The organism is Edwardsiella tarda ATCC 15947 = NBRC 105688, from assembly GCF_003113495.2.
Taxonomy (GTDB): Bacteria; Pseudomonadota; Gammaproteobacteria; order Enterobacterales; family Enterobacteriaceae; genus Edwardsiella; species Edwardsiella tarda.
Map to the genome: position 1 here is coordinate 2564278 of NZ_CP084506.1, position 24571 is coordinate 2588848.

At 58.5% G+C, this 24571-nt stretch carries 17 protein-coding genes; 9 read left to right on the forward strand and 8 right to left on the reverse strand.

Annotated elements, in window-relative coordinates; translation table 11 throughout:
- Positions 1-7: 7 nt before the first annotated feature.
- The 4 genes from secD to queA all read right to left on the reverse strand — a co-directional run bounded on the left by secD (position 8) and on the right by queA (position 4717).
- Positions 8-1864: a protein translocase subunit SecD gene (gene secD, locus DCL27_RS11935; protein WP_005296784.1), complete on the reverse strand. Its 1857-nt coding sequence runs from the start codon at positions 1862-1864 to the stop codon at positions 8-10.
- Positions 1865-1891: 27 nt separating this feature from the next.
- Entirely contained in the window at positions 1892-2224 is a 333-nt protein-coding gene (gene yajC, locus DCL27_RS11940) for a preprotein translocase subunit YajC (RefSeq protein WP_005296781.1), read from the reverse strand.
- 138 nt (positions 2225-2362) lie between these two features.
- Positions 2363-3499 carry a tRNA guanosine(34) transglycosylase Tgt gene (tgt, locus tag DCL27_RS11945; RefSeq protein WP_005296778.1) on the reverse strand — a complete coding sequence of 379 codons (1137 nt, stop codon included), beginning with the start codon at positions 3497-3499 and terminating at the stop codon, positions 2363-2365.
- A 144-nt stretch (positions 3500-3643) separates the two neighbouring features.
- On the reverse strand, positions 3644-4717 hold the full coding sequence (queA, locus tag DCL27_RS11950; protein WP_005283385.1) for a tRNA preQ1(34) S-adenosylmethionine ribosyltransferase-isomerase QueA: 1074 nt from the start codon (positions 4715-4717) through the stop codon (positions 3644-3646).
- Positions 4718-4880: 163 nt separating this feature from the next.
- Here queA and DCL27_RS11955 point away from each other — a divergent pair, with 163 nt between their 5' ends.
- Both DCL27_RS11955 and DCL27_RS11960 read left to right on the forward strand, forming a co-directional pair.
- A complete protein-coding gene (locus DCL27_RS11955; protein WP_005283381.1) occupies positions 4881-5462 on the forward strand; it encodes an ACP phosphodiesterase in 582 nt (193 codons plus the stop codon).
- 256 nt (positions 5463-5718) lie between these two features.
- Positions 5719-6321, forward strand: a complete 603-nt coding sequence (locus DCL27_RS11960) for a peroxiredoxin C (protein WP_005283378.1) — start codon at positions 5719-5721, stop codon at positions 6319-6321.
- A gap of 68 nt (positions 6322-6389) precedes the next feature.
- Here the strand turns inward: DCL27_RS11960 and malZ are convergent, their stop codons facing one another.
- On the reverse strand, positions 6390-8180 hold the full coding sequence (gene malZ / locus DCL27_RS11965; RefSeq protein WP_115377629.1) for a maltodextrin glucosidase: 1791 nt from the start codon (positions 8178-8180) through the stop codon (positions 6390-6392).
- Positions 8181-8430: 250 nt separating this feature from the next.
- Between malZ and DCL27_RS11970 the strand changes: the two genes are divergently transcribed.
- Both DCL27_RS11970 and DCL27_RS11975 read left to right on the forward strand, forming a co-directional pair.
- Positions 8431-9708, forward strand: a complete 1278-nt coding sequence (locus tag DCL27_RS11970) for a mechanosensitive ion channel family protein (protein WP_005296769.1) — start codon at positions 8431-8433, stop codon at positions 9706-9708.
- Positions 9709-9839: 131 nt separating this feature from the next.
- Positions 9840-10106 carry a hypothetical protein gene (locus DCL27_RS11975; protein WP_005296766.1) on the forward strand — a complete coding sequence of 89 codons (267 nt, stop codon included), beginning with the start codon at positions 9840-9842 and terminating at the stop codon, positions 10104-10106.
- A 73-nt stretch (positions 10107-10179) separates the two neighbouring features.
- Here the strand turns inward: DCL27_RS11975 and proY are convergent, their stop codons facing one another.
- The 3 genes from proY to DCL27_RS11990 form a co-directional block, all read right to left on the reverse strand.
- Positions 10180-11571, reverse strand: a complete 1392-nt coding sequence (gene proY, locus DCL27_RS11980) for a proline-specific permease ProY (protein ID WP_005283365.1) — start codon at positions 11569-11571, stop codon at positions 10180-10182.
- Between the two features lie 143 nt (positions 11572-11714).
- Positions 11715-13034, reverse strand: coding sequence for a branched-chain amino acid transport system II carrier protein (gene brnQ, locus DCL27_RS11985; RefSeq protein ID WP_035602175.1), 1320 nt, complete (start codon positions 13032-13034; stop codon positions 11715-11717).
- A gap of 674 nt (positions 13035-13708) precedes the next feature.
- On the reverse strand, positions 13709-15943 hold the full coding sequence (locus tag DCL27_RS11990; protein ID WP_050979559.1) for a sensor domain-containing phosphodiesterase: 2235 nt from the start codon (positions 15941-15943) through the stop codon (positions 13709-13711).
- A gap of 306 nt (positions 15944-16249) precedes the next feature.
- On the opposite strand from DCL27_RS11990, the gene DCL27_RS11995 reads away from it, so the two are divergent.
- The 5 genes from DCL27_RS11995 (at position 16250) to DCL27_RS12015 (ending at position 24545) form a co-directional block, all read left to right on the forward strand.
- Positions 16250-16435 (forward strand): YfgG family protein, encoded by a 186-nt coding sequence (locus tag DCL27_RS11995; protein ID WP_005296757.1) that lies wholly within the window; start codon positions 16250-16252, stop codon positions 16433-16435.
- A 131-nt stretch (positions 16436-16566) separates the two neighbouring features.
- A complete protein-coding gene (locus DCL27_RS12000) occupies positions 16567-18009 on the forward strand; it encodes a magnesium transporter MgtE N-terminal domain-containing protein (protein ID WP_035596485.1) in 1443 nt (480 codons plus the stop codon).
- A gap of 165 nt (positions 18010-18174) precedes the next feature.
- Positions 18175-21183: a diguanylate cyclase domain-containing protein gene (locus tag DCL27_RS12005; RefSeq protein WP_228594432.1), complete on the forward strand. Its 3009-nt coding sequence runs from the start codon at positions 18175-18177 to the stop codon at positions 21181-21183.
- Between the two features lie 33 nt (positions 21184-21216).
- The gene (gene yegD / locus DCL27_RS12010) at positions 21217-22569 is read left to right on the forward strand and encodes a molecular chaperone (RefSeq protein ID WP_005296752.1); all 1353 of its coding nucleotides are present in this window, start codon (positions 21217-21219) and stop codon (positions 22567-22569) included.
- A gap of 608 nt (positions 22570-23177) precedes the next feature.
- A complete protein-coding gene (locus DCL27_RS12015; RefSeq protein WP_005296749.1) occupies positions 23178-24545 on the forward strand; it encodes an APC family permease in 1368 nt (455 codons plus the stop codon).
- Positions 24546-24571: the final 26 nt, after the last annotated feature.

A 24571-nucleotide genomic window follows, 5' to 3' on the forward strand; every position in this document is an offset into this window, starting at 1 on the left:
CTACCCCTTAGATAGACAGCTTGTTGATGCGCTTGCCGCCGTACAGCAGGTTGACAATGGCGCGCGTACCGACAATGGCGGTAAACATCGAGGTCGCCACACCGATTGCGGTGGTAATAGCGAAGCCCTTGATGGAGCCGGTACCCACAGCGTACAGGATCACGGCGGTGATCAGCGTGGTCACGTTGGCGTCGATGATACTGGAGAACGCGCCCTTGTAGCCCTCATGGATCGCCTGCTGCACGGTTCGCCCGTTGCGCAGCTCCTCCTTGATACGCTCGTTAATCAACACGTTGGCATCCACCGCCACCGCCAAGGTCAACACGATCCCCGCGATGCCCGGCATGGTCAGGGTTGCCCCCGGTAGCAGCGACATCACCCCGACGATCATCACCAGGTTAGCCAGCAGCGCCGTCGTGGCGATCAGGCCAAACTTCTTGTAGAACACCACCATGAAGATGATGGAGGCCACCAGACCCCACAGGCAGGCTTCCAGCCCCTGTTGGATGTTCTGCATCCCCAAGGTTGGGCCAATCGTCCGCTCTTCTACGATCTGAATCGGCGCGATCAACGCACCGGCACGCAACAGCAGAGAGAGCTGACGCGCCTCGGCCGGGTTATCGATACCGGTGATACGGAAGCTATTCCCCAGACGCGACTGGATCGTCGCAACGTTGATCACCTCTTCCTGTTTCACCAGGATCGGCTTGCCGTTGGCATCTTTCTTGCCGCTGTCCTTATACTCCACGAACAGGGTCGCCATCGGCTTACCGATGTTGTCCTTGGTGAAGTTAGACATGGTACTGCCGCCAGCGCTATCGAGAGAGATGTTAACCTGCGGACGGTTAAACTCATCCTGGCTGGAGGTCGAGTCGGTGATGTGGTCACCGGTCAGGATCACACGCTTGTACAGCACCACCGGACGACCGTCGCGGGTATACTTCACTTCGGAGTCGCCCGGAACACGCCCACTCGCAGCGGCCTGAGCATCTACGTTGCCGTTCACCAGACGGAATTCCAAGGTGGCGGTGGCCCCCAGGATCTCCTTGGCACGCGCGGTGTCTTGGATCCCCGGCAGTTCGACGACGATACGGTCGGCGCCCTGACGCTGCACCAACGGCTCGGCGACGCCCAACTGGTTCACACGGTTACGCAGGATGTTGATGTTCTGCTGTACGGCGTACTCGCGTGCCTCACGCAGGCGATCGTCGCTCATCACCGCCTTCAGCGTGGTATCACCCACATTGCTGAAGACCAGATCGCGATGGCGTGACGACAGGTAGTCGTTGGCCTGGTTACGCGCGGCGGAATCGCGGAAATGGATCTCTACGCCACCGCTGGAGGGATCGGGCAGCTTACGAATGGTGGAATAGGCGATGCCTTTCTCACGCAGATCGCTGCGCAGGGTGTCCATGGTCTGCTCTTGCAGCTTGCTCAGCGCAGTATCCATGTCAACTTGCATCAAGAAATGCACACCACCACGCAGGTCGAGACCCAACTTCATCGGCTCAGCACCGATCATCTCCATCCACTTCGGCGTAGCGGGAGCCAGGTTCAGCGCCACGACATATTTGTCACCCAGCGTGTCGACCAGCGCCTCGCGCGCCCGCAGCTGAATGTCGGTATCAGTAAAGCGTGCCAGGATGGCACCATTTTCCAGCGCAATGGATTTGCTGGGGATATGCTGTTTTTCCAGCACATCACGGACTTGGACCAGTGTTGACTCACTGGCGGCGACACCGCGCGCGCCAGTGATTTGAACAGCCGGATCCTCGCCATAAAGGTTAGGGAGCGCATATAGCAGACCGATGACCAACGCCACGATCAGCATGATGTACTTCCACAAAGGATAACGGTTTAACACGGCAGTTCCCTTAGGGAAAATCGAAAATTACAGCGCTTTCATCGTACCTTTCGGCAGGACAGCGGTCACGAAGTCACGCTTGATGATCACTTCGGTAGTGTCATTCAGCGCAATGGCGATGTAGCCGGTTTCAGCCACTTTGGTCACACGGCCGATCAGACCACCGTTGGTCAACACTTCATCACCCTTGCCGATGGAATCCATCAGTTTCTTATGTTCCTTGGCGCGTTTTTGCTGCGGACGCAGGATCATAAAGTAGAAAATCAGGCCGAATACCACCAGCATGATCACCAGAGAGTACGGACTACCCTGCGCCGGAGCCCCTGCAGATGCAACAGCGTCAGAAATGAATAAACTCATCGAAATATCCCTCATTAATTACTATAGATAGCAACAACACACTGCCAAAGCACTGTAAGTGCATTAAATCGGCCGGATCCATTTCCCGACCGATCTAACTTTTTTACGCGGCCTGCCTATCCCTCTGCCCGATCGGCATCAGGAGGCGGCGACCTCGCCCAACGGTGGAACCGTACGACCGCGACGGTCATAGAAATCGGCCACGAACGTCTCTAATTTACCTTCCTCGATAGCCTGGCGTAAACCTGCCATCAGACGCTGGTAGTAACGTAGGTTATGGATGGTGTTCAAACGGGCACCCAGAATTTCGTTACAACGGTCGAGATGATGCAAGTAGGCACGGCTATAATTGCGACAGGTGTAACAATCGCATTCAGGATCCAGCGGGAGCGTATCCTCTTTATATTTCGCATTGCGGATTTTCACCACCCCGCCGGTGACGAAGAGATGGCCATTACGCGCGTTACGCGTCGGCATGACACAGTCGAACATGTCAATGCCGCGGCGAACCCCCTCCACCAGATCTTCCGGCTTACCCACGCCCATCAGATAGCGTGGCTTATCTTGCGGAATCATCGGGCAGACATGCTCCAGGATGCGATGCATGTCCTCTTTGGGCTCTCCCACCGCGAGGCCGCCCACAGCGTAACCATCAAAGCCGATCTCTACCAGCCCTTTTAATGATACATCTCGTAAATCTTCGTAAACACTGCCCTGAATGATGCCGAACAACGCGTTCTTATTACCCAGCTCGTCGAAACGCTGGCGGCTCCGCTTCGCCCAACGCAGCGACATCTCCATCGAACGCTTGGCGTAATCCCAATCCGCCGGATAGGGCGTACACTCGTCAAAAATCATCACGATGTCGGAGCCGAGATCATACTGAATCTCCATCGACTTCTCGGGACTAAGGAAGATCGGTGAACCGTTGATCGGATTACGGAAATAGACGCCTTCCTCCTTGATCTTGCGCATCGCTCCCAGGCTGAACACCTGAAAACCGCCGGAGTCGGTCAGGATGGGCCCCGGCCACTGCATGAAGTCATGCAGATCGCCATGCAGTTTCATGATCTCCTGCCCCGGGCGCAGCCACAGGTGGAAAGTGTTGCCCAGCAGGATCTGTGCGCCAGTCTGCGCCACCTCCTCCGGAGTCATCCCCTTCACCGTGCCGTAAGTCCCCACCGGCATAAATGCCGGGGTCTCAACCACACCGCGCTCGAAAATCAGGCGGCCACGACGCGCGCGCCCATCCGTAGTGACTAACTCGTACTTCACGTAAACCTCCGTCATCAGAAAGACAGTCTGATGGTGTCATGCCCTACCGGCACACCCGACTCAGCGGGAAACCGGTCCTGCCAGCGCCGTTTGGCGCTGCATTCAGGCGAAAAATGACCCGCCGCAAGGCGGGCCGCGTAACGATCAGGCTGATACGATCGTCTCCTGCTCAGCCTGCGGATTACGGGTAATATACATGGCATCCCCGTAACTAAAGAAACGATATTGCTGCGCCACCGCCTCATGATAGGCATCCAGCGTATGGCGATAACCGGCGAAGGCCGAGACCAACATGATCAGCGTGGACTCCGGCAGGTGGAAGTTGGTGATCAGCGCGTCGATCACCTGATAGTGATAGCCCGGATAGATAAAGATCTGCGTATCATCAAAGAAAGGGGCGATCAAGGCCGACTGACTGGCCGCCGCCGCGCTCTCCAATGAACGTACCGAGGTAGTGCCGACGGCAATGACACGGTTACCGCGCGCCTTACAGGCCAGCACCGCATCGACCACCGCCTGTGGGACTTCGGCATACTCTGAGTGCATCACATGATCTTCGATGCTCTCCACCCGTACCGGCTGGAAGGTGCCCGCCCCGACATGCAGGGTCACAAAGGCCATCTCCACCCCCTTGGCACGCAGACGATCGAGCAACGGCTGATCGAAGTGCAGGCCGGCGGTCGGCGCCGCCACCGCGCCCGGGCGGGTGCTGTATACCGTCTGATAGAGTTCGCGATCCGCCTCGTCGTCGGGACGATCGATATAGGGCGGCAACGGCATATGACCGGCAGCATTGAGGATGGTCAACACATCACGCTCATCCTCGAAACCCAATTCGAATAAGGTATCGTGGCGCGCCAACATGGTGGCACGGATCTCCTCGTTGTCGCCCAGCAACAACGCGGCACCGGGCTTCGGCGCCTTAGAGGCCCGCACATGCGCCAATACGCGCGCGCGATCCAGCACTCGCTCAACCAGCACCTCGATCTTGCCACCGCTCTCCTTACGGCCAAACAGACGCGCCGGGATCACCCGGGTGTTGTTGAAGACCAGCAGATCGCCCGGTTGCAGCTTGTCGACGATGTCGGTGAATACCCCATGCTCCCGCTTACCCGTCGGCCCATCCAACGACAGCAAACGGCAGGCGCTACGCTGTGCTTGCGGATAACGGGCAATCAATTCATCGGGCAATTCAAAGGTAAAGTCGGACACACGCATGGTTTGGTTTCACTATATAATTGACAGTAATACGCCGAAGACAGGCGGCTTAGTCTAGAGCCGGCGGCGATAGGCTGCAACCGCAGATGCCGCCCCACGACAAATTAGCGTGAAAAACCAACGCGGACTGGCTCAGCGCCCGCCCCTCCCTTATACTCGGCGGATGAATTTCCTCGCCCATCTTCACCTTGCCGCCCTGGCGGACAGCTCACTCCTCGGCAATCTGTTAGCCGACTTCGTGCGCGGCGATCCCCAGCCCTATTACGACGGCGACGTCTGCGCCGGTATCCGCATGCATCGTCGCATCGATCGCATCACGGATGGGCTGCCGCAAGTGCGCGCCGCACGAACCGGGTTTAGCGACGCCTGTCGGCGCGTCGCACCGATCACGCTGGATATCGTCTGGGACCACTTCCTGGCTCGCCATTGGACACGCCTGGAACCGCAGCAATCGCTGGATCATTTTGTCGCTCACGCGGCGCACACCATCCTGCCCCAGTTAGAGGGGACCCCCGAGAGCTTTCAACGGCTCAATCACCATCTCTGGCAGGAGCGCTGGCTACTGCGTTACGCCGAGTTACCCTTCCTCGCACGCGTGCTGCATGGGATGGCGCAACGCCGCCCTCGCTTGGCCGCCCTCAGCGACTCCTTTAGCGATATCGAACGCAACTACAGCCAACTCGAGCGACAATTCTGGGATTTCTATCCACAAATGATGCAACAAGCGCGAGAACGCGCGCTGTAATCCTTACCTGACATCGAAAGGACATTTTGATAACAGAATTCACACAGAAAGGATTGCTAAAATACGACGTTGCGTTATGGTTTTAGCACTGTTAGGCCTAGATTGACGGCAATCTAGCCATCAAACGCAAAGGATGATTGGTGCAGGCTATCATATCGATTGGTGTTTCACGCTTTATTTACAAACACCGACTTCGTATAGTTGTTGCCAGTTAAAGATTATATAACCTATTGAATACTATTTAACGGGAGTTATTATGGTCCTGGTTTCTCGTCAAGCACCTGACTTTACCGCTGCCGCCGTGATGGGTAACGGCGAAATCGTTGATAAATTCAACTTTAAAGCATTCACCCAGGGTAAACCGACCGTGGTGTTCTTCTGGCCGATGGACTTCACCTTCGTCTGCCCGTCAGAATTGATCGCCTTCGATCACCGTTATAAAGAATTCCAGGCGCGCGGCGTCGAAGTGGTCGGCGTCTCTATGGACTCCGAGTTTGTCCACAACGCCTGGCGTAAAACACCGGTCGACAAAGGCGGTATCGGCGAAGTTCAATACCCGCTGGTTGCCGATGTGAAGCATGAAATCATGCGTGCTTACGGCATCGAACATCCGGAAGAGGGCGTCGCACTGCGTGGCTCCTTCCTGATCGACAAAGACGGTATCGTGCGCCACCAGGTAGTCAACGATCTGCCGCTGGGACGTAACGTCGATGAGATGCTGCGTATGGTCGATGCCATGCAGTTCCACGAAGAGCACGGCGATGTTTGCCCGGCTCAGTGGGAAAAAGGCAAAGCTGGCATGGGCGCCTCTCCGGACGGCGTCGCCAAATACCTGACTGAAAACGCCGATCAGCTGTAATCCATCCTATCGGTGAGTAAAGAAAGCGGCCTTATGGCCGCTTTCTTGTTATTCCCCCGCCCGCTCACTCAATGGCGCAGTAACCACAGGCTCGCGCTCTCGGCGGCAAGGTCGAGCGACATCTCCTGCGCGCCAGCGTCGAGTTCTCCCTCGCCACAGAGCAAACGCCACGTGCCATGAGGCAACAAAGGCGTATACGGTACGCTCAACGTAGCGCGCCCGGTGCGCCGAATGGCGATCAGCAGATGCTCATCTTGCCACTGACGAATGAATAGCAACGACTCCTCATCGGCATGGATCACCCGGCAACCACCACGGCGTAACGCGGTATACTGCCTACGCAGCGCGGCCAACTGACGGCACAACGTCAATAAGGTCATATCCCAACGGGACGTCTCCCAGGGAAACGGCGCGCGACAATAGGGATCGTTGCCCCCCGCTAGGCCGATCTCATCACCGTAGTAGAGACAAGGCACCCCGATCCAGGTGAATAGCCAAGTCAGCGCCAAGCGCATCCGCGCATAATTGCCCTGTAGCAGGGTGAGGAAGCGAGCGGTATCGTGGCTATCCAATTGGTTAAACTGGCACAACTGCTGTTGCTGACTCAACCCGGCGCGATAACGCTCCATCCATTCGGCGCAATCCGCCGCCGTCAATTGTATCGGTTGATAGGCGACGTCTATACCGGCCAGAAAGGCGCGGAGCGGTAAGGCGAAGCCCATGTAATTCATCGCCCCATCCTCAACCCCGGCCTGTAACCAACGGCGCGCATCACCGAAGTGTTCGCCCAGCACATAGCCCTGAGGATTCTCCGCTTTCACGGTCTGATAAATCCCCGCCAGATGCGTAAGATTAGCGCGCGCGCTGCCCCCCTCGCCCAGCATATGAACCACGTCTAAGCGCCAACCATCAATGGCATAGGGCGGACGCAGCCAATGACGCACCACACTATCCTGATCACGATAGATACGATCGACGACCCCAGGACTGGCATAATCCAGCTTGGGCAACGAGGCTTCGCCCTTCCAGCCTAACGCCTGCCCCGCGCTATCGAAGGTATAGTACTCACGCTGTGGAGAGTCGGGGTGATGGCACGCCCCCGTCTCCCCCTGTCGGTGACGGTCAAACCACGGGTGGCTATCCCCGGTGTGATTGAAGACGCCATCCAGGATCAGACGCATGCCGGCATCGTGGGTCGCCTGGCGTAGGCGAATCAACGCCGCATCCCCACCGAGACACGCATCGACATGGTCATAATCGGCCGTGTCATACTTATGGTTGCTCGGCGCCGTGAAGATGGGATTGAGGTATAAGGCATCGACTCCCAGCGCCTGGAGATAGGGGAGCCGCTCGATGATCCCGTCGAGATCACCGCCGTAGCGGGTATAACCATCCGTCGACTCATCCAATGGCGCATCCCAGGCCCGCACGCCCTGCGCCGCTTCATCTCGCTGGCCGGAGGCGCGGGCGAAACGGTCGGGAAAGATCTGGTAAAACAGGCGATCCGCGACCCACTGGGGATAGGGAGAGGGGTCGCTCACGGCAAACTGCTCCGTCTGTCCCGGCGGGATGCTCTGGAGACCGGTTGGCGTCAGCCAACACTGCCGATCGGCCCACAACAGCTTAAAGCAGTAGCGCCGCAACGCCTCTCCCTCCGCCAGCGTCAAACGGGCGCGATACACGACATACGGCGGATGTTGCCGCGGGCTCATCGCCAGCAGCCACTCTTCATTGTCCGGTTCGCAACGCAGTAAGACGTGTTGCGGCAGCGTCGCGCCCGCCAGCCACAACGTCACCTCCAACGCCTCTCCATGCCGGCGCAGATAAGGCGCGACCGGTAAGTGCCAGGCATTCAGCATACTTCCCTCTCCCTTTTCGCTCAGATAGGCCGATCATGGCAGCTCTTTCTCACGCCGCCTCCTCTATTATCTCCTTTTCGAGGGAGGAGCCGGGGGGAGGAGAGACGATAATGGGCAATAATTTTTTGTAAGTCAGTGTCAAGTAAAGAGAAAATGGGTTGACTGACGCTAAACAGCCGTTAGCCTATGCGCAGGGATGCTATCCCGCCATATTCCCCACGATGCATCATGAGAAGATAAAGGAGCCTGCATGCAAAAAATAGTGATGCGCTGGCTGGAACAGTTCGGCCTTGAATTTACCCATATGACCTCGCTGGTACTGGTGCTGACCCTGATTGCACTGACGGCGGTCGTCATCCATCTGCTATTACACCGCCTGTTGCTCTCTCGCCTGCGTCGCCGTGGCCTGCAGAGCGAAAACATGTGGCTCAAGGTCCTCACGCAACACAACCTGTTTCACCGCCTGGCGCTGCTGTTTCAAGGGGTGATTGTCAATCTTCAGGCTGTCTTCTGGCTTCATCCCGGCACCGATGCGGGCAATGCGCTGATCATCGCCGCTCAGCTGTGGATCCTGCTGTACGCCCTGCTCTCGCTCTTCTCCCTGCTCGACATTCTGTTGGATCTGTCGCATCAGTTGGCTGTCGCCACCCAGTTGCCTCTGCGCGGTATCTTCCAGGGAACCAAGCTGCTGGCGGCGATCATCATCGGTATCTTGATGATCTCGCTGCTGATGGGCCAGTCGCCCATCTTTCTGATCAGCGGCCTGGGTGCCATGGCCGCCGTGTTAATGTTGGTCTTTAAAGATCCCATTCTCGGCTTAGTGGCCGGCATCCAGCTCTCCGCCAACGACATGCTACACCTCGGTGACTGGCTGGAGATGCCCAAATATGGTGCCGATGGCGCGGTGATCGACATCGGGCTGACCACGGTGAAAGTGCGCAACTGGGATAACACCATCACCACAATCCCGACCTATGCGCTGGTCTCCGACTCTTTCAAGAACTGGCGTGGGATGTCAGAGTCCGGTGGCCGACGCATCAAACGTAGCCTGAACATCGACACCACCAGCATTCGCTTCCTGAGCGAGGCGGATCTGACCTCACTGCAGCGCAGTGCGTTACTGCAACCCTATCTACACGACAAGACGCTGGAGATCGCCCGCTACAACCAGCAGGTCCAGAGTGATCTGAGCTCACCGCTCAACGGGCGGCGTATGACCAACCTGGGCACCTTGCGCGCCTATCTCCAGGCCTACCTGACCCAACACCCTCGTATCCGTAAGGACATGACCCTCATGGTGCGCCAGCTGGCCCCGACGCCCGATGGCTTGCCCATCGAGATCTATGCCTTTACCAATACCGTCGTCTGGGCGGAGTATGAGGCGATCCAGGCGGACATCTTCGATCACACCTTCGCGGTGATTGAGCAGTTTGGTCTACGCATTCACCAGACGCCAACCGGTACCGATGTACGCGCCATCGCGCATCATCTCACCGCGGCACCGTCGCGTAACCTTACCGCCGATTGACAATTACCGACGCGGATGTATCGGCGCGTAACAAACCCCACCCATCCCTCTCACAATATGAATGCGGGGTTCTCGCCCCGCCGTGACTGGGTTACAAAGAACACGCACGTTTTTAACCGGGAGAGTTTGTTGTGTTTACACGGCTACGCGCACACCTGCTGCCGCTGCTGTCCGCCCTGATCTTGGTGGCCGGCCTGCACAGCGTCGACGGCGAACGCATGGCGCCCGATCGCCTGCACGCCGCGCAACACTATGAAGAGGTGGTCAGCACCCTGCACGACGTCCGCGACGCACTGCGTCAACGCGTCAATGGCGCCGGGCGCGATGAGCAAGAGGAGGCCCCCGGCGATCCTATCGCCAACGGCGCCGAAGTTCGCGCCCGCAGTCGTCCCTATTGACCCATCAGCCAGCCCAAAAACAAACGGAGCCAAACGGCTCCGCTTTTTTACCCCTCATCAGCCCGATCGCCGATCACTCCTCCGGCGGTAGGGACTGCTGCAAATCTGGGGCCGCCGGGCGGCGCACAAAACGGTAGCCGATCAGCAACGCCACGATCCAGATCGCCCCTGCGTACAGCGAGATGCGCGTATCGGGGAAGTAGCCGATCAAGCCGATGATAAAGGCCAGGAACACGATCCCCAGCAGCGAGGTGTAGATCCCCCCGCGTAACGGGAAGTCCAGCGCCTTCACCTGCGCGGGAGTGAGGCCCCGGCGGAAGCCGATCTGCGACAGTAAGATCATGATCCACACCCACACCGTGGCGAAGGTCGCCAAGGAGGCGATCACCAGGAAGACATTCTGCGGCATGATGTAGTTCAGGTAGACCGCCACCAACAATGCCAGCACCATCACCACCACCGTGACCCAGGGGATACCGTGACGCGATACTCGGGCAAACATCTTCGGCGCATGCCCTTGCTGCGCCATGCCATGCAACATACGCCCCACACCGAACACATCGCTATTGATCGCCGATAGCGAGGCGGTGATCACCACGAAGTTCAGGATACCGGCGGCCACGGTGATCCCCATATGCTGGAAGGTCAGCACAAAGGGGCTACCCTGCGTTCCTACCTGGTTCCATGGGTAGATAGACATGATGACAAACAGCGTACCGACATAAAACACCAGGATACGTAGCGGCACCGAGTTAATCGCCTTGGGAATCGCCCTCTTAGGATCGGCTGCCTCGCCGGCGGTAATACCGATGATCTCAATCCCACCGTAGGCGAACATCACCAACTGCAACGACAGTATCATCCCCATCACGCCATGGCTGAAGAAGCCGCCGTGACTCCACAGATTGCTGATCCCGGTCGGCTGCCCGCCGTTGCCGATACCCCAGATGATGATGCCGAACCCCGCCAGGATCATCACCACGATGGTGGCGACCTTGAAGAAGGAGAACCAAAACTCCAATTCGCCGAAGACCCGCACACTCATCAGGTTGACGGCACCGATGATCAACACCACGCTTAGCACCCAGATCCAGTGGGGCACCGCCGGGAACCAGACCCCCATGTAGATACCGAACGCCGTCACATCGGCGATGGCGACGATCAAGATCTCGAAGCAGTAGGTCCAGCCGGTGATGTAGCCCGCCATCGGCCCCAGGTAATCCTGGGCATAGCGCGAAAAGGAGCTGGCCTGCGGATTGTTGACCGACATCTCTCCCAGCGCACGCATGATAATAAAGGCCGCGATACCGCCGATCAGGTAGGCCAGCAACACGCTTGGCCCCGCCATCTTGATGGCATCGGCCGACCCATAGAACAGGCCGGTGCCAATCGCCGACCCCAATGCCATAAAACGGATATGGCGCGCATTCAGCCCCCGTTTTAACTTATTGGCTTGTTGTTGCATCTTGTTAGTTACCCATCTTGCCTGTCAAAAAAACACGGGCGCGAGCGCCCGTGCTAAAAAATGTGTGTGATTATAGGGTGAGCGCCGGATGAGTTCACCTCATCAACTGTAACAATTTCATGACGGCGCCCTTTACAACTCGCTTACGACGACATGACGCGCCCACGCTCCCCGCGAACGCGGTCGTATAGTCCGGCCAGCACCATCATCGCCAACGATGGCGGCAACCAGGCCAGCCCCTGTTGCGCCAACGGTAGCTGCTCGATCCAGCTCGGTAACTGAGCCGCCAAGGCCGATGATTTCACGGCGTCCAGGATGCCGAACAGCAGGCTGATCACCATCACCGGCTTGAAGACACGCGGCGCGCTGCACCACCAGCGGCGGGTAAAACTCAGCACCACCAACACAATGCACGGCGGATAGATCGCCGTCAGCACCGGAATCGAAATCTGAATCAACAGGCTCAATCCTAGGTTGGAGACTACCATAGAGAACAGCCCGAGGATGAAGACCAGGCTACGGTAGCTCAGCGGCAGGTATTCGGCGAAAAACTCAGCGCAAGCGCAAGTCAGGCCAACCGCCGTCACCATGCAGGCGATGAAGATCAACGCGGCCAGGAAAATCGACCCCATGTTGCCAAAGGTATGCTGCACATAGGCATGGAGGATCACCGCCCCATTCTGGGCGCCCGGAACCAACATCCCACTGTCAGATCCCAGCTTAAACAGGCTCAGGTAGACCAGGGTCAAGCCGATACCGGCGATCAGTCCGGCCCAGATGGTATAGCGTGTCAACAGGCGCGCATCGCTGACACCGCGTGAACGCGCCGCATTGACGATGACGATGCCGAACACCATCGCGCCCAAGGTATCCATGGTCAAATACCCATTGATAAAGCCGCTTGAGAACGGGATCTGGCGATACAGCTCCGTCGCTGGCGCGAAGTCGCCCGCCGGCCATAACAGAGCAGAAATACCGAGGATCGCCAAGGCGACGATCTTCAGCGGTGCCAAGAAGTGACCGACGGTATCCAACAGTTTGCCCGGATAGAGCGAGATGCCGATCACTAAAACGAAGTAGATCAGGCTGTATACCAATAAGGGTAACGCCCCTTCGCCGCTCAGCGGCGCGATGCCGACCTCGAAGGAGACCGTCGTGGTGCGCGGAATGGCGAATAGCGGCCCCACCGCCAGGTAGGCGATGGTCGCCAGTAACAGCCCTGCCCGACGGCCAAGCGGTGAACTGAGCGTATCGATGCCTCCGCCGACCTTAGCCAGCGCCACCACCGTCGCCACGGGCAGACCGACCGCCGTGATCAGGAAGCCTAAGGCCGCGATCCAGACATGCTCGCCGGATTGCAGTCCGACCATCGGCGGGAAAATGATGTTGCCCGCGCCGACAAACAGCGCGAAGGTCATAAATCCCAGCGCCAGGATATCTTTAGAGGTTAAACGATGCGTCATAATATGATGTTGTGTGGCCTTAATACTTAGAATATATCCGCCGATCGCGTAAGAGACGGCCAATGGCACGCCGCACCGCTCGGCAGCATGGTTGATATCGCGGGGGAAAAATCCTTGCGGATGACAAACGAGATCACTCTCAGGAGTCTGGGGGAGCTTACCACAGAATCGCGCCAAGGCAGCACTTTACCCGGGCCCATACGGCGCATAAACATCCACACACACACCGCACCACGGGGAGATCGCACCACGCCCGGCCAACGCCGTGCGCGCCTGCCGCCCCTTGCCAACGGCGACAGCACCGATCCCCATCCACGACAGGCGCAGTATGGCGACAACGGTGACAGTAAACACGTTAGCCATGGCAAAAGACAAGCACAAAATGCAGCGACGGAATCATCCTCCAGAGAAACATATTAGCATAGAGAATGATTTGGAGTTATTGGAGTATAACCATAGATAAATTGCCCTACTCCCTGGTGATCCCTGCGGTAAGACGGACAAAAAACCGACAGACGCAAGGATTTTCCGCTATTCTCTCGACCGACCACTCATCATCGACGATCCTACTCAATACAGCTACTTTTTTAGATAAAAAGTCATGACTGATGAGGGAGATAGGCCACTCAAAATCCAATTTTCAGCCAATATATGAAATAATCCACCATAATCGGTTATTCTTTCTTCTCCCCCTCCGAGGACAGCAGCTCCGCCAGCGGAATCGCCTGCCCCGCATCACGCCCCTGGACCGCATCGATCCCCAGTTGCCTCAGATGCTGGCGCTGCGCATCCCCCTCCACCGCTCTCGCCACCACGCGCTGACGCCGCAGATACGCAACCTGGCACAACGCCGCCACGATGTAGCGCTCCAGCGACTCGGGCTGTGCCCGGCGACTCAGTGACGGGGTCATCAGCAGGATATCGGCCTGCGCCTCGCCCGACAGCCCCTCGCCGGCGTGTACGCCATCGACGCCATCGAGAGCGAGGTGGCAACCCATCGTGCGCAGCGCCTCCAAGGTAGAACGAGCGGGCGCCAATGCCGCCAATTCCGTCGCATCGAAAATCAGAATCAACTGCCAAGGCTCGATATGCGCCTGCTGCAATACTGTGGCCAGCCAGCCTGGTAGCGTCGGAGGGCTTAGCGTGGTGCCGGACAACGAAATCGCCACGCGGATCCCTGCCAAGGCGTAGCGATGGTTGGCGATAAACGCCAGTGTCTGCGTGACAATCCAACGATCGATCGTGGCGCGTAGGCCAAACTCATCGGCGATAGGCAAGAAGCGGTCGGCGGAAAGTAATGCCCCCTGATCATCGCGCAACGCCAGCACAATCTCCTGATAACGCTCCCCGCGAAAGCCGATGATCGGTTGAGCCAGCAAGACTAGGCGTTGCTGCTCCAGCGCCTGCTGTAACTGACGTAACATCCCACTCTTGCGCGCGATACCCCGCTGCAAGCGACGCTGATTTAACGCCAAGCACTCCACCCGTCCGCTATCTAAAGAGTGCTCGGCCATCGCACTCAGCTCGCCGATCAGGTCGGATAGCCCTTCGAACGCCCCCGGCACGCGGCAATAGCACAAGCCATGCTGGCGTTTCAGCGGTAGACCACTCCACTGCAAACGGAAACTCCGTACCGCGCGCTCTATCCGGCGCAAGCTGGATGAGGAAGTCGCCGGTCGCAGACGGATCAGCAGATCATACCCCGGTAGATGATAGACCTGCTCCTCGGCGCTCAACACCGTACGCAACGCCGAGGCCAAGCGCTGTTTATAGGCCAGTCGCACCTGCATGCCATACGTTCGACACAACGAATCCAAGTTGGCGATGCGGACGAAGCAGAGTACCGACCCGCCATGTCGCCGTAGATCGCGCTCGAGACAACGCATATTGGGCAGATGGACCAACGGATCGACCATCGCCGCGCGACGCATCTGTTGGTAGAGACGCCGCTGACGACTGTTGATCGCCGCCATCAGGATCACCGTCAAACTGAAGACAATCATCATCGCCGTGATGAAGCAGATGTTACGGCTCAGATCGTCCAGCTCGACATAGCCCTCGTAGTTAAACAGCAACACCATGACCGCCGACGACCAGACCAGGGTACTCAGTAGATAACCGTAACGCATGGCGCCAAAGATCATCACCGGCAACAGCAGAGCCAGGGTGTAATCGGTAAACAGGATACTGCCCTGGGCCTGTGCGCGAATGCACAACAGCGCGATCATCACCACCACGACCGCGCCCCAGAGAGGACGCTCCCAGCGCGCAACGTCACTGGCCTGTTCGTTACGGCAACGTTGACGCATTACTCGCCAATATTGCGGGTGATGCAACAGCCGTAGCAGGTGGTAATAGAGAGGGGTCGCGGCGAGGACACCCAAGACCATCGCCTGATAGTTGGTTAAGGTACTCAGCGAGAAGGGAATGCGTTCGGCGAAGAAGGGATGACCGGAAAACATCCCCATGGTGACGATAATCTGCGTCAACAGGATGAACAGCAACGGAAACATGCCCGCCAGCCAGAAGAGCCGGGGCCATAACAGTTTGGGCCGCGCCAGACCGGCGCGCCAGCGTTCGCCGCTCTGTAGGGTATAGCCCCAGCAACAGAGCAATAGCGTCAGGCTAAAAGGGCCACCGACCGCGAAGAGCGGCGTCAGGCCATAGGCCAGATAGAGTGTCCCGAGGGTGACCAGCACGATCGCCGCCAACAGCCGCGTCCCATATAAGAACAGCAGAGAAAGTGCCGCCGCGGGTAAAAGCGCGATCAGATAAGCCTGACCATGTGGCAAGATCACACGCGGGGAGTACAGGATGCTGAGGGGGATAACCAGGAGGGTCAACAGAAGCGGCACGCCCCAGCGTGAACACTGCAATGCCAAGATTGTGCGATGCTTATCTACTTTCATGGGGCCGAATTAATCACTACACCTTATTACTGCGCGCAGCAGGAGAAAATAGCGCCCCCGACACGACGCCTCTGTCACGCTAACTGAAGTGGGGGGATGTTAGCACGAAACGGGGGAGAGAAAAACGCGTCGTCCGCAGCGCTGGCGGCCGCTAAAGAGGGGGGATATTCTCGCCGTTCCGCGGCACGGCGCCCCCTTGCCGTCTCACCTCCCCCTTTTCACCATTGACGCCCGCCCGTTCCTATGCCTAAATCTCTCTATTATTCTAATATGAGACCCTACGCTCTAATCATGATGACCCACAGAATGAAACGACGAACCAACGGACACATGACTCGAATCGTCCTGCTGATCAGCTTTATCATTTTGTTTGGCCGCCTGCTCTACGCCTCCATCGGTGCCATTAGCCACCACCAAGATCAACTCCGTCAAACACCCGCTAGCGAACAGAGCCAAGCCTCCTCTCGCAGTGATAACGGCCCGCGCGACTGAATCACGATGCGTACCTGCGCTTAACGCCCCATTGCGTACGGCGCCCAACCACCCGATAATGGTAGATCGCCGCCTGTCCGTAGCCGTTTTACTCTGAACGTAGCGCCGAATCAGCACAAGGATTGACCCCGATGTCCGTCACCGTTACCCCCCGTGCCGTGTCGCGCGCCCAGATGCGCGCACGCATCCTTCATATCTTGCTGAATGAGCAGATCATCAGCGACGGACTGCTCGGTCGTCTCGACGATCCCCAACTACTCGACGACCCGCAGTTGTTAGATGAGAGCGCCGAGTTGAAGCACGCCGTCCGCCAGCTATCCTCCTCCGATCTTGGTGATGTGTTGGCCGCCTTGCCCTGCGATCGACGCCTGGCGCTGTGGTCGCTGATCGATCTACCGCAACGCGCGGCGGTACTCGCCGAGTGTGATCCCTGCCTGTGGCCAGAGCTCACCGCGACCCTGAGCGATAAGAGCCTACTCCAGTCGCTACAAGCCTTGCCGCTGGAGCGCCGTGTCATGTTGGGTCGACAGTTACCGCGCGCACTCAGCGGGCGTCTCCTTACCTTGATGGAGGGGGAGCAGCGTAATCAGGCGCGCACCCTACTGAGTTACGATCTACACAGTGTCGGCGCGCTCATGACGTTGGATAGCAGCGAAGGCAGCGTACGACGGGATATGCCATTGCTGCTCCTGTTGCAATGGTTACGCCAACGGCCTGCGTTGCCCAGCGGCTGCGATCGGTTGTGGGTCACCGACGAACGGGGGCGTTTATGCGGTGAGTTGCCGCTAGGCGAACTGCTGGCCGCCTCCCCCGATGGCCGGGTCGCCGACCTCATGCATGCGACGCACCTGCGCCTACATCCCACCGAGGATGCCCTCGACGCTGGCCAACGGCTACTGCATGAACGGCTGCCTTGCGCCCCGGTCGTCGATGAGCAAGGTTATTTGCTCGGACAATTTAGCCTGATGCAAGCCAGCCGTTATCAACAACGCCAGCAAGAGCGAGAACATTTCCTAGAGGTCGGATTACAGCGGGATGAAGATCTCTTCGCCCCCATCACGCGCAGTCTGCGTGACCGCGCGCTCCCTGTGCTGGGCATCATCGTCGCCACGCTTCCTGCCGCCTTACTGGCGGCCTACTTCAGCTCGGCACTGGGACGTTGGCCGATGTTGGCCCTACTGATGCCACTGCTGATCTTGCTCGGCAGCAACACGGCACAACAGAGCGCCGCCATCACCCAACGTGCGCTCAGACGCCATCACCTGCCAGCGACCAGCGCGGCATTGGTGTTGGTTCGTGAGTTGGGGGTGGCGCTGCTCAGTGGCTTGATCATCGGTAGCCTGTTGGGACTCTGCGGAGGGATCTACTATCGAGATGCGCAGCTGGGTAGCCTGGTGGTCTTGCTCACCGTACTCAGCCTGATGCTCTGTGCGTTGCTTGGCGTCGAATGGCCACGCCTGGCGGCGCGCTTATCGCCGACCCAGCGAGAGGTAAACCGGACACAACTCGGTGCCCTGGCCGCTAGCCTGGTCTGTGCCCTACTGTTCCTCTTAAGCGCACTCTTTTTGATTTAATGGCGCTAGCGAATGGCTTCGACCAAAGTCTAGGGGACTTTTTCTTTACGCCAAGCCAGCACTATACTGGAAAAAAACGTTTCGCTGCCGATGCAGCCTTCTTATTTATTTTGCGCGTCGCCAATGTTCGTGCGCGTTGTGGACATGATCGCCAGGGGCGAGTAGATGGAAAGCAATCCGAATCGTAGCGGAAATGACGCTTGCCTTTCTCTATGGCGTCTGTCGTTATTCGCCCTGAGTAACGGTCTGCTGGCCCTCCTTAGCCTGTTGTTGGCCCGCCCCGATGCCTCATCGCCCGCGCTCTGGCTACCGACGGCCTTCACCTGCGCCGTCTTGTTCCATACTCCGCGCCGCTACTGGCCATTATTGCTGGCGATCGCCCTGGTGAGTAGCCTGCTGCCGCTCCCCCTGACCACGGCGCATTATGGTCTGCTGCACGCCCTGATCGATCAGGGCCAGGCCTGGCTCGGTGCCGCCGTGCTCCGGCGTCTACTACCGGCGCAACGCCCCTTCGATACGCTGGCGCACTGGCTGCGTTTCATCCTTAGCGTCGTGGTCGCGATACCGCTGCTGTGCGCCGTATTGAGCACACTCAGCCATACGGCAGCCACGAATACCTTCATCACCCAGTTCTCCTCTGACTTCCTCTCGGACGCGCTCGGTATGTTAGCGCTTACCCCACTGGGTCTACTGGCCGGACCGGCATGGCCGACGCGGGGACGCATCCCCTGCCTCACGTTGCCGATCCTCGTGCTCACCTTGCTAAGCGATTACTTCGCCTTGCCGCGCTTGCCCTATCCTTTTACCATCGTACTGATTCCCTTGCTCTGGGCTGCCATCGCGCTGCCACTCTGGCCTGCCTTCCTGATCTTCGCCTGCTCGGCGTTGTTGCTTTGTGCACAAATGAACCACCTGTCGCTCGGCACGCACACGCCCGATCCCCTGTTGTTATATATGCCGATCCTGCTGGTCTTGTTACCCGCTCATGCCATTGCCATCCAGACACAAGCCTATCGCCGTGAACGTCAACGGTTACAAGAGAATGAGACCCGGCTGCGTAACGTCATGGAGTATTCAGCCATCGGCACCGCCTTGATCGACTTACAGGGGGAGTGGATCCAGTGTAATCCCGCGCTCTGCCAAATGTTGGGCTATGAGGCATCGACCCTGATGAGCATGCCCTATCAGCAACGGGTACATCCCGAGGATCGCCAGAGCGACAAGCGCCAGCAGGCCGCATTACTCGCCGGTTATCTCGACAGCTATACCCTGGAAAAACGTTACCTGCACCGCAACGGCCAGGCGATTTGGGCCCTCTTGACGGTCTCGTTGGTACGCAATCCACGCGCGGAGCCGCTCTACTTCGTGATGCAGGTAAAAGAGATCAACGACATCAAAAACAATCAGCGCCAGAAACAGCACTTGCTGGATACGCTACATCAAGAGCGTGAGCGCTTGCATACCACCCTCAGCGCCATCGGCGAGGCGGTGATCAGCAGCGACCCCCAGCAGATCATCCGCTTTATGAACCCCAGTGCGGAAAAGATGACTGGCTGGCCGCAGGGTGAGGCCATCGGTCAACCGCTCGATACGGTGATCCAGTTACAGGAGAGTAATAGCGGAAAGGCGCGATCGGTATTACGCGCCGGCGCACAGGATGAGGGCGACGATGAGAACGAGCCACTCTCTCTACACAGTCGCGAGGGGCGCCGTTATGAGGTTCAGAGCCGAGTGGCCGAATTGCGTCACGGCGATGGCATCCTGATGGGATATGTCGTGGTCTTCCAAGACGTCAGCGAGACACGCACCCTGCTACGCCAACTCTCCTACAGCGCGCTGCATGATCCGTTGACGGGCCTGCCAAACCGAGTCAGCTTCGAACAGGCGCTGCGACGCGCACTGCGCGGCGCCATCGAATATCATCAGCGCCATGTGCTGGTCTTTCTCGATCTCGACTACTTCAAGTCCATCAACGATAACGCGGGCCATGCCGCTGGCGATCGGCTGCTGCAAGACTTGGCGCAACTGATGCGCTCGCTGCTACGTCCTCAAGATACCCTCGCCCGTCTCGGCGGCGATGAGTTCGCGCTGATCCTCTGCGACTGTGAGCTGAGCCAGGGGAAACTCATGGTGGATCAGCTGATCCATGAGATCGCCGCCTACCCGTTCCCCTGGCAGGGCCAGCAGTACCATATCGGCGCCAGTGCCGGATTAACCCAGCTACAACATGATAACGCCCTGGCCGACGAGACGATCAACCAGGCCGACGCGGCCTGTTACCAGGCCAAACACCGTGGGCGCGGGCGGGCCTTTTGCCACTCCCCGCAACGCAGCCCCCATTCCGCCGCCGCGAGGAGTGAACCGACGGCCGATCAACTCAGCGCCTTGCTGGCGGATGCCCGCTTTACCCTGCTGCTACGCGCCGTCTGTCCGCGCGATACCCCACAGCAGATCGATTTCTATCTGCTAGACCTCGAGGCCTGCCAGGACGACGGCACCCCCTACACCTCCCAGGCCTTTACCACCGCCTGCCTGCGCCACCAGCGCCAACAGGAGGTCGAGCACTGGCTATTGAGCCAGGTACTGGAGCAACACGCCGAATGCCTAAGCCAGCAACCTCAGGCGCTGGCCGTCGCCATTTCTACCGCCAGCCTAGGTCAACCGGCGTTTGTCCGTTGGCTCTGCGATGCGCTGGAACGCTCCCCCCTACCCGCCGATCGACTCTGGCTGCGCCTAGAAGAGAGTGCGCTGATCGAACAGCAGACGCAGACCGCACCGGCCCTCGCGGCATTACGCCGCTACGGCTGCCGCCTGATCGCCGAGGGATTCGAGCGCCATCTCGAGAACATCGCCCGCCTGGAGCATTGTCAGATCGATTACTTGATCGCCAGCAGCGGGTTAGTCGCCCAGGCCCACGCGAATCGTATGGATGAGATGATGCTCTCGCTGCTACATACCCAGGCGCACAGCTACGGTATTCAAACGATCGCCGGCCCCGCCGAACTACCGGCAACACTGGCGACCTTAAATATGCTGGGGATCGATTTACTCTTCGGCAGCTGTCTCCATCCCACCATCACGTTGACGCAACAGCTGAAACGACTCGCCGCCCCATCCGGCGCCGCGTCGGTGGATCAGCGCGCAACCATTGCCGATGACGTCACAATGCAGTAAAGTCGCCGCCCTTCACCGGCATGGGAGACGACGATGTATATTGGTTTTGACTATGGTACCGCCAACTGTTCGGTAGCGATGATGGTGGATGAACAGGTGCGGATGCTGCCGCTGGAGCAAGACTCCCCCTATCTTCCCTCCATGCTCTGCGCGCCATCGCGCGATGCCGTAAGCGAATGCTTACATCTCCATTGGCAGATCCCGACGATCAGCGAAGAGAACCAACGGCTGTTACGGCGCGCCATCGCCGCCAACCGCGAAGAGGACATTCGCGTCGATGCCCAGAGCCTCCAGTTTGGCCTACAGGCGCTACACAGCTATAACTGCGATCCGCAGGAGGTGTACTTCGTCAAGTCACCCAAGTCCTTCCTCGGAGCCAATGGCCTGAAGAGCCAGCAAATCGCCCTGTTTGAAGATCTGGTCTGCGCCATGATGGTCCACATTCGCCGCCAGGCCGAGGCCACGCTACAACAGCCTATCGACCAGGCCGTGATTGGCCGCCCCGTCAATTTCCAGGGCAGCGGCGGCGATGACGCCAACGCGCAGGCACAGGGGATCCTCGAGCGAGCGGCGCACCGAGCCGGGTTACGCGAGGTGAGCTTCGAATTTGAACCGGTCGCCGCCGGGCTCGACTACGAAGCCACCCTGACACAAGAGCAGCGCGTGTTAGTGGTCGACATTGGCGGAGGCACCACGGATTGTTCAGTGTTGCTGATGGGTCCACACTGGCGCGCCCTGGCAGACCGCAGTCAGAGCCTGCTCGGCCACAGCGGTTGCCGCATCGGCGGTAACGATCTGGACATCATGCTGGCCTTCCGTCAACTGATGCCACTACTGGGCGCTGGCGGTAGCAACGCCAAGGGGATCGCCTTGCCGTCGCTCCCCTATTGGAATGCCGTTGCCATCAATGACGTCCCGGCGCAGAGCGACTTCTACAGTATCGCCAATGGCCGCCTGCTGCGCGAGTTGGTGCGCGACGCCAGCCAGCCGCAACAGGTGGAGCGTCTGTTACGCGTCTACCAGCAGCGCCTCAGCTATCGTTTGGTTCGCTGCGCCGAAGAGAGCAAGATCGCCCTCTCTCAGCAGGCGCACTGCCAGGCCGCCCTGGCATTTCTTGAGGCGGGACTGGCCACTACATTGCACCAAGACGATCTGGCGGCGGCCATCAGCCAACCGTTAGCCCGTATCCAGGAGCAGGTCGCCGCCGCACTGGCCGTCAGCGCCATCACCCCGGATGTCATCTATCTGACCGGCGGCAGCGCGCGATCGCCCTTGATTCGCCAAGCCTTATCACAACAACTTCCCGGTATTCCTCTGGTCGGTGGCGATGACTTCGGTTCGGTCACCGCCGGTCTGGCTCGTGCCGCTCAGCGCCTCTATGCCTGATCCCCCTCGCCGCCCCATGGGCGGCGAAAAAAGACCGGACTAACACTGTTTTATGTCAATTTGTTTCAAATCCGCCCAACAAACGCCCCTCCTGCGCGCTATTGCGAGCAAGTAACATAAAAAATCAAATAAAAACAATTAGTTATGCATGACCTTCACTAAACAAAAATAAATTTAATAAATGTGATTATTGGCTTGTCATCACGATTTGACTGGGGCAAAATACGCGCCCTGCGAATAGCCGATGTTTTACGTTGTGTCAGTAAGTAAAGACCAATGGACGTCGGTTATTTTTTTGTAGTGCAGAAAATTAAGTAGATGACTGAGGCCGGCCTTCGACCGGACATGATAAATAGCTATTTATGCGGTCCCCCGCATGTTGACTGAGGAAACCTAGATGGGGCAATCATTCGCTTTCGCACCGGGCTTTACCGGTATGCGCTGCAGCAGCAGCGACTATGGGGCAGGCGCGCCGTTTTCCGCACGCGCTTCTTTATCCCATCCCCTCTTTGAATATCCTGCATACCGCTTCACACGAAGTTTTCCTGTGACCTCTCCGCTTTGCGCTTCATCAAATCAAAACGTCGAGAGCATGGGAGGACTGCGTCATGGCCGCTAATACCGCTACCGCACAAAATCGCGTTCAGCTACGCAAGACCCTGACCCTGGTTCAGGTCGTCATGATGGGCTTGGCATACCTGCAACCGATGACGATCTTCGATACCTTCGGCATCGTCAGTGGACTGACCAATGGTCACGTTGCCACCTCCTACGCTATTGCGCTGATTGCCATCCTGTTTACGGCGATCAGTTACGGAAAGCTGGTTAAACGCTTCCCGTCCGCCGGCTCCGCCTACACCTACGCGCAGAAGGCGATCAGCCCGCACGTCGGCTTCATGGTGGGCTGGTCCTCGCTGCTTGATTATCTGTTTATGCCGATGATCAACATTCTGCTGGCCAAAATTTACCTGGAAGCGATCTTCCCCGGCGTCCCGTCGTGGATCTTCGTCATGGCTCTGGTCACCATGATGACCCTGTTCAACCTGCGTGGCATCAACCTGGTGGCCAACCTGAACACCGGCATCGTGATCGTCCAGGTCGCCATCATGGTGATCTTCCTCGGCCTGGTGGTGCATGGCATCACGCAGGGCGAAGGCGCCGGCACCCTGCTCAGCAGCCGTCCGTTCGTCTCGGAGGATGCCCACCTGATCCCGATGATCACCGGGGCAACTATCCTCTGCTTCTCGTTCCTCGGCTTCGACGGCATCAGTTCGCTGTCGGAAGAGACGCCGGATGCAGGCCGCGTGATCCCGAAGGCCATCTTCCTGACGGCGCTGATCGGCGGCATTATCTTCATCGTGGTCTCCTACTTCCTGCAGCTCTACTTCCCGGATATCTCCCGCTTTAAGGATCCGGATGCCTCGCAGCCGGAGATCATGCTGTATGTGGCCGGTAAGTTCTTCCAGTCCATCATTCTGGTGTTCTCCTGCGTCACCGTGCTGGCATCCGGCATGGCGGCACACGCCGGGGTTTCTCGCCTGATGTATGTGATGGGCCGCGATGGCGTCTTCCCGGAGCGTTTCTTCGGTTATATCCATCCGAAGTGGCGTACCCCTGCCTTCAACGTCCTGTTAGTCGGTGCCATCGCCTTGTCGGCGGTCTCCTTCGACCTGGTCACGGCAACGGCGCTGATCAACTTCGGTGCGCTGGTCGCCTTTACCTTCGTCAACCTGTCGGTGATCTCGCAGTTCTATATTCGTGAACGCCGTAACCGGACACTGAAGGACACCATCGCCTACCTGATCCTGCCGTTAATCGGTGCGGCGACCGTCGGCGTACTGTGGATGAACCTGGAGGCCAGCTCCATGACGCTGGGTCTGGTATGGGCCGCCATCGGCCTGGGCTACCTGGCGGTGCTGACGCGTCGTTTCCGCCAGCCGCCGCCGCAGTATCAGGATGCAGAAGCCGCTCAGTAAGGCGTAATCCACTGGATTTGCCACGA

What these genes read in the sequence shown, in the direction of transcription:
- proY (WP_005283365.1), bottom strand. Translation starts at nt 11,571, where the DNA reads ATGCAACAACAAGCCAATAAGTTAAAACGGGGGCTGAATGCGCGCCAT.
- queA (WP_005283385.1), bottom strand. Translation starts at nt 4,717, where the DNA reads ATGCGTGTGTCCGACTTTACCTTTGAATTGCCCGATGAATTGATTGCC.
- DCL27_RS12005 (WP_228594432.1), top strand. Translation starts at nt 18,175, where the DNA reads ATGGAAAGCAATCCGAATCGTAGCGGAAATGACGCTTGCCTTTCTCTA.
- DCL27_RS11955 (WP_005283381.1), top strand. Translation starts at nt 4,881, where the DNA reads ATGAATTTCCTCGCCCATCTTCACCTTGCCGCCCTGGCGGACAGCTCA.
- DCL27_RS12015 (WP_005296749.1), top strand. Translation starts at nt 23,178, where the DNA reads ATGGCCGCTAATACCGCTACCGCACAAAATCGCGTTCAGCTACGCAAG.
- malZ (WP_115377629.1), bottom strand. Translation starts at nt 8,180, where the DNA reads ATGCTGAATGCCTGGCACTTACCGGTCGCGCCTTATCTGCGCCGGCAT.
- DCL27_RS11995 (WP_005296757.1), top strand. Translation starts at nt 16,250, where the DNA reads ATGAAACGACGAACCAACGGACACATGACTCGAATCGTCCTGCTGATC.
- DCL27_RS11960 (WP_005283378.1), top strand. Translation starts at nt 5,719, where the DNA reads ATGGTCCTGGTTTCTCGTCAAGCACCTGACTTTACCGCTGCCGCCGTG.
- DCL27_RS11970 (WP_005296769.1), top strand. Translation starts at nt 8,431, where the DNA reads ATGCAAAAAATAGTGATGCGCTGGCTGGAACAGTTCGGCCTTGAATTT.
- brnQ (WP_035602175.1), bottom strand. Translation starts at nt 13,034, where the DNA reads ATGACGCATCGTTTAACCTCTAAAGATATCCTGGCGCTGGGATTTATG.
- DCL27_RS12000 (WP_035596485.1), top strand. Translation starts at nt 16,567, where the DNA reads ATGTCCGTCACCGTTACCCCCCGTGCCGTGTCGCGCGCCCAGATGCGC.
- DCL27_RS11990 (WP_050979559.1), bottom strand. Translation starts at nt 15,943, where the DNA reads ATGAAAGTAGATAAGCATCGCACAATCTTGGCATTGCAGTGTTCACGC.
- yegD (WP_005296752.1), top strand. Translation starts at nt 21,217, where the DNA reads ATGTATATTGGTTTTGACTATGGTACCGCCAACTGTTCGGTAGCGATG.
- yajC (WP_005296781.1), bottom strand. Translation starts at nt 2,224, where the DNA reads ATGAGTTTATTCATTTCTGACGCTGTTGCATCTGCAGGGGCTCCGGCG.